The following is a 4285-nucleotide window of genomic DNA, read 5'->3' as shown; positions in this document are numbered from 1 at the left end:
GGGTTCGGGAAGCGGCCCGGGAAAACGGAACAGCCCCAACGGTTGTCACCGCGTCCCGGGCCGACTTTCACCGACCCCCGCAACCGGTGATCTTCGCGTTCATCGACGATCAACGCGCCGCTGGGCACGCGGTCGAGTCGATCTGCCGAGTCTTGTGTGAGCAGGGCTCTCAGATCGCCGCGCGCACCTACCGGTCCTGGAAACAACCAGGCCGGACGGTAGCGGCCCGCACCATCACCGACGCCCAGGTCATCGACGCTGTGCGTGGCCTGGCGTGGACCACCAACGCCGCCGGCAAGCGCGTTCTGGCCCCCGAGGGGCTCTACGGGCGGCGCAAGATGACGGCCCTGATCCGCCGTGCCGCGCTGCCAGAGGCCTCGGCGGGCTCGGTGCACCGGGCGATGTGCACGTTGGGTCTGCAGGGCATACGGCGGTCAAAGAAGGTGCGCACCACGATCCCGGACACCGACGGGCGCCGCGCCCCGGATCTGCTCAACCGCAACTTCCATGCGAGCGTCCCGAACCGGGTATGGGTCACCGACTTCACTTACGTGCGGTCCTGGGCGGGCTTTGTCTACGTGGCCTTCATCGTCGACGTGTTCGCTCAGCGGATCGTGGCCTGGCACGCGGCCACCACCAAGACCACCGATCTGGTGATGGTCCCGTTGCGGATGGCCGTGTGGCAGCGCCGTCACGAAGGTCATCCCACCGCAGCCGGCGAGCTCATCCACCACAGCGACGCCGGAAGCCAATACACGTCGGTCCGTTTCACCGAACACCTTGAACTGGAAGGGATTTCACCTTCCATTGGCAGCGTCGGGGATGCCTACGACAACGCTCTGATGGAAACGATCAACGGCTTGTACAAGACCGAATGCATCCGAACCACAGTGTTCCACCCGGGGCCGTTTAGGACCATCGCCGACGTCGAGTACGCGACAGCAGCCTGGGTCGAGTGGTACAACAACCGAAGGCTGCACTCCAGTCTCGGCATGGTCAGCCCAACCGAGTACGAGCACGCCCACTACAGCGCCCTCGACCGAGAGCGTCAACCCGTATAGCAGCGGCGGAAAACCTGGGGCGGTTCAGTGGTGCGGATGGTGGTTTTCGAGGTACGTGTGGTGGGGGTCATTGCAGGGTCCTTTTCTGGGCGGCCCGCTCGTAGACGGACAAGTCGATGACAGTGGAATCGGTTGATGCAGTGGTGGATTCGACCATGCAGGTCGTAGCATCGCGGGACTGAACCAGTTGCGCGGCAGCGGCATTGGCGGCCGGCCCGGGTGGGATGCGTTCCTTGCGGCGGTGCGGACGCCCGGTGTTGGCGGTGGCCATCGCGGCGGTATCCAGAGCGATGACGTGCCCGCTGTCACGAACCATCACCCCCAACCCATCGGCGGCCATGCGGTGCCGCGCCACCACGATGCCGGTCGTGGTGGCGATATCGCAGAACTCACCACCAACCGGATGGCTGACGCTCACCTGCGCGGCGGCCAGCTCCGGGGGCACCGAGTACCGGTTGCCGCGGTAGGACACCAACGCCTGCCTTGAGGCGGTTCGGGTTTCTGACACGATCACCGGATACGGCGTCGCCGGCACCGGCGAGAGGGGTTCGGCCTTGGCGACCACGGCCACCGACGACCACCCGTCGGCGGTGGCCCGGATCCGGGTGTCACCACGAACATTGGCGAAGCGATCCACACTGGCCTGTGCCGCCTCGACGGTCATGTCGTCAGCCAGGGTGCGCCACCACCGTTGTGCGGCAGTGTGATTGACCTTCTCCACCACACCCTTGCGATTCCCACGCCGTGGTGGACAGATCGCCACCGAGACCCCGTAGTGCTTGGCGACCCCGGCGAACGAGGCGGTCACCCGGCCTGAGCCTGGATCGCAGACGGTGGCCATCCGGTCGAACCGCCAGATGCGGGTCAGCCCGCCCAGACCCCGCACGATGCGGTCGATGGCGGCCACCAGATGGGGTTGATCCATCGACGGTGACAGCACCGCGCGCCACTTGCCGGAATGGGCCAGCGAGCCGACCAGCAGGAAGGCTTTCTTGCCCCACCCCCAGGATGCGGGTGGATCGGGCAATTCCAGCCAGTCCCACTGGGTTTCCTCACCCGGTGGATGAGCGATGATGGTGTTGGGCCGGTCGGTGGCGGCGCGGCAGGCTTGGCAGTCCGGGCGCAGATTGCGGGTGCGAATGTTGCGGGTCAGGCTCTGATACGACAAACCGAAACCCAGACTCTCGAGTTCGTCGTACAGGGTGCGCGCCCACAAATGCGGGTCCTCGGTCAACCTCGCGGTGACGTAGTCGACGAACGGATCAAACGGATCCGGGCCGGGCCGGGCACGGACCCCGGGCTGGCCGTCACCGGCCAGGTACTTGCGGACCGTTTTGCGGTCGAAACCGGTGTGGCGGGCGATCGCAGAGATCGACCAACCACGTTTTTGTAGGGCGTGTACTTCCATGTCGTCCTCCCATGTGAGCATGAGAAAGCGGGCCCCCTTCGACTGGAGCTACTGGCGTCAGACACCAGCAGCATCGAGGGAGGCCCGCCCTTCTCGGCGGAGCCACACGGGTGGGGAATTTCGATGAGCGTCAGTGGGGAATTTCAGTGAGCGCGGTCACGGTTCGGGGAAACCCTGGCGGCGTCAGGTCTGGTGCCGTCGATCGGGGCGGTCGGAGATGCTTTCGACAACGCGTTGGCCGAGACGACCATCGGGCTGTACGAGCACGAAGCCGTCCGCGACGATTCACCGTTCCGGCGTGGTCCCTGCACCGCCTGGCCGACGTGGAGCTGCTCACCGCCGACTGGGTGCATTGGTACAACACCGACCGGCTCATGCACCGCCTGGGGCCGCATCCCACCGGTCGAATACGAGGCCATCTACTACGCTACGAACACAGCCCAATCCGCGGCTGCACACCCATAAACCGGTGTTCACGGAACCCGGGGCGGTTCAACTGTTCCTTCGGTACGCCTGTAGCGTCGTTTCCATGGCCAGGAGCCTCCGGGATTTTCAGAGCCCTATTCGAGTATGCTGCGCGCAGCAATCCGCTTGATCTCGTCCGCAACCAGCTGTGGTTCGGTGAAGACCACCAGGTGCCCAGATTCTTTAGCCAACACAAGCCTGGCGCCGAGCCGTTCGGCGGCGCGGCGGTGGGCATCGAGGAACGCCGTGCGGATGGAGCGGTCCACGAGCCTAGCCTTAGTGCCCGAGATCACGGTTACGGGCATTGCGCCCAGTTCAAGTCGGTGCGCGCGCAGGCTCGAGAGCCCGGCCAAGAAAAACTGCTCCTCGGCATCGGCAGCCAGCTCAGCGCCTACGGTCAGATCTTCGGTGAGCAGGTCCCGGGCCACATCAGCGGGCATCCCGGGCGCGACACGGCGCACCGCCCACGCCAGCAAATGCAACCGACGCAGCACACCTGTGGCCCAACGACCCGCCAGCGCCAACGTACGCAGATGTCGCAACGACGACCCGCAGCACACGCTCAACTGCTCATCGGAATGGTCGACGAGCACTAGCCCAGCTATATGGGCCTGATTACGCGATGCGGTGGTCAATGCGATCGTCCCCCCGTAACTATGGCCCACCAGGATGTACGGGCCAGCGTCGAGCAGGGCCAGTAATTCTTCGAGATCACCCGCCAAACGCACCAAAGTGCGGGGTGCTCGGTCCGGGTCGCTGCGACCGAGATTGGCCCGGTCGTAGACCACCGTCGGGAACTCGTGCGCCACAAGAGGTGCCACCAAACCCCACTCCGAGCGCGAAGCGCCTAGACCTGATTCGAATACCACGGTAGGCCCAACGCCGCTATCGGTGCCCGCAATCATGTAATGCAGTGCACGACCATCAGCCAGCCGTACCTCAGCGCTTCTGCCAAGGGAGTGTGCCATTCGCGGCCTCCTTACCAAAAGAAGAATGGTGCTCAATGTTTCGACGCAGCCAGGCGGTGTATGAGTCGGTCGGTGTTGGAGCCAGTGAACACCGAGTTGATGGTGAGCAGCTCAACGTCGCCAGACGGTCCAGTGGGCCGCGCCGGTGAATCGGCGCGGACGGTTTCGTTCTTGTGCAGCCGGATCGTCGTTTCGGCGAGAGCGTTGTCGTTGGCGTTGCCGACCGATCCGATTGGCGGCACAAGCCCAGACAAGGGATAGGGTTTCCTCGAACCGCGCCGAGGTGTACTGGCCCTGAATTTTTGGTGCGGGCTGCTCGGTCGGTTCGTGTGTATTGGTGGCAGTCACCGCCGTGACGGAAGGCGATCAGTCGACGACTCGTT

Annotated in this window: 3 protein-coding genes and 2 pseudogenes; 2 read left to right on the top strand and 3 right to left on the bottom strand. The window is 64.7% G+C overall.

Translation table 11 applies throughout. The features are described 5' to 3' along the window. Positions 1-1061: IS3 family transposase (locus ACJH6I_RS31605; protein ID WP_406785182.1), on the top strand; the 1061-nt coding region annotated here is incomplete at its 5' end. A 67-nt stretch (positions 1062-1128) separates the two neighbouring features. On the opposite strand, the gene ACJH6I_RS31600 is transcribed toward ACJH6I_RS31605, so the two are convergent. Beyond that, complete coding sequence (locus ACJH6I_RS31600) at positions 1129-2490, bottom strand: Mu transposase domain-containing protein (RefSeq protein ID WP_071289820.1); 1362 nt, start codon at positions 2488-2490, stop codon at positions 1129-1131. A gap of 138 nt (positions 2491-2628) precedes the next feature. Between ACJH6I_RS31600 and ACJH6I_RS31595 the strand changes: the two are divergent. Further along, a pseudogene (locus ACJH6I_RS31595) lies at positions 2629-2934 on the top strand (integrase core domain-containing protein); the annotation flags it as partial. 95 nt (positions 2935-3029) lie between these two features. Here ACJH6I_RS31595 and ACJH6I_RS31590 read toward each other — a convergent pair. Then, entirely contained in the window at positions 3030-3902 is an 873-nt protein-coding gene (locus ACJH6I_RS31590; protein WP_064857761.1) for an alpha/beta fold hydrolase, read from the bottom strand. A 50-nt stretch (positions 3903-3952) separates the two neighbouring features. Beyond that, a pseudogene (locus ACJH6I_RS31585) lies at positions 3953-4193 on the bottom strand (IS3 family transposase); the annotation flags it as partial. Positions 4194-4285: the final 92 nt, after the last annotated feature.

The organism is Mycobacterium sp. SMC-13 (genome assembly GCF_045311035.1).
Classification (GTDB): Bacteria; Actinomycetota; Actinomycetes; order Mycobacteriales; family Mycobacteriaceae; genus Mycobacterium.
Note: the sequence above shows the minus strand (reverse complement) of the source record. Positions and strands in the feature narration are given on the sequence as shown.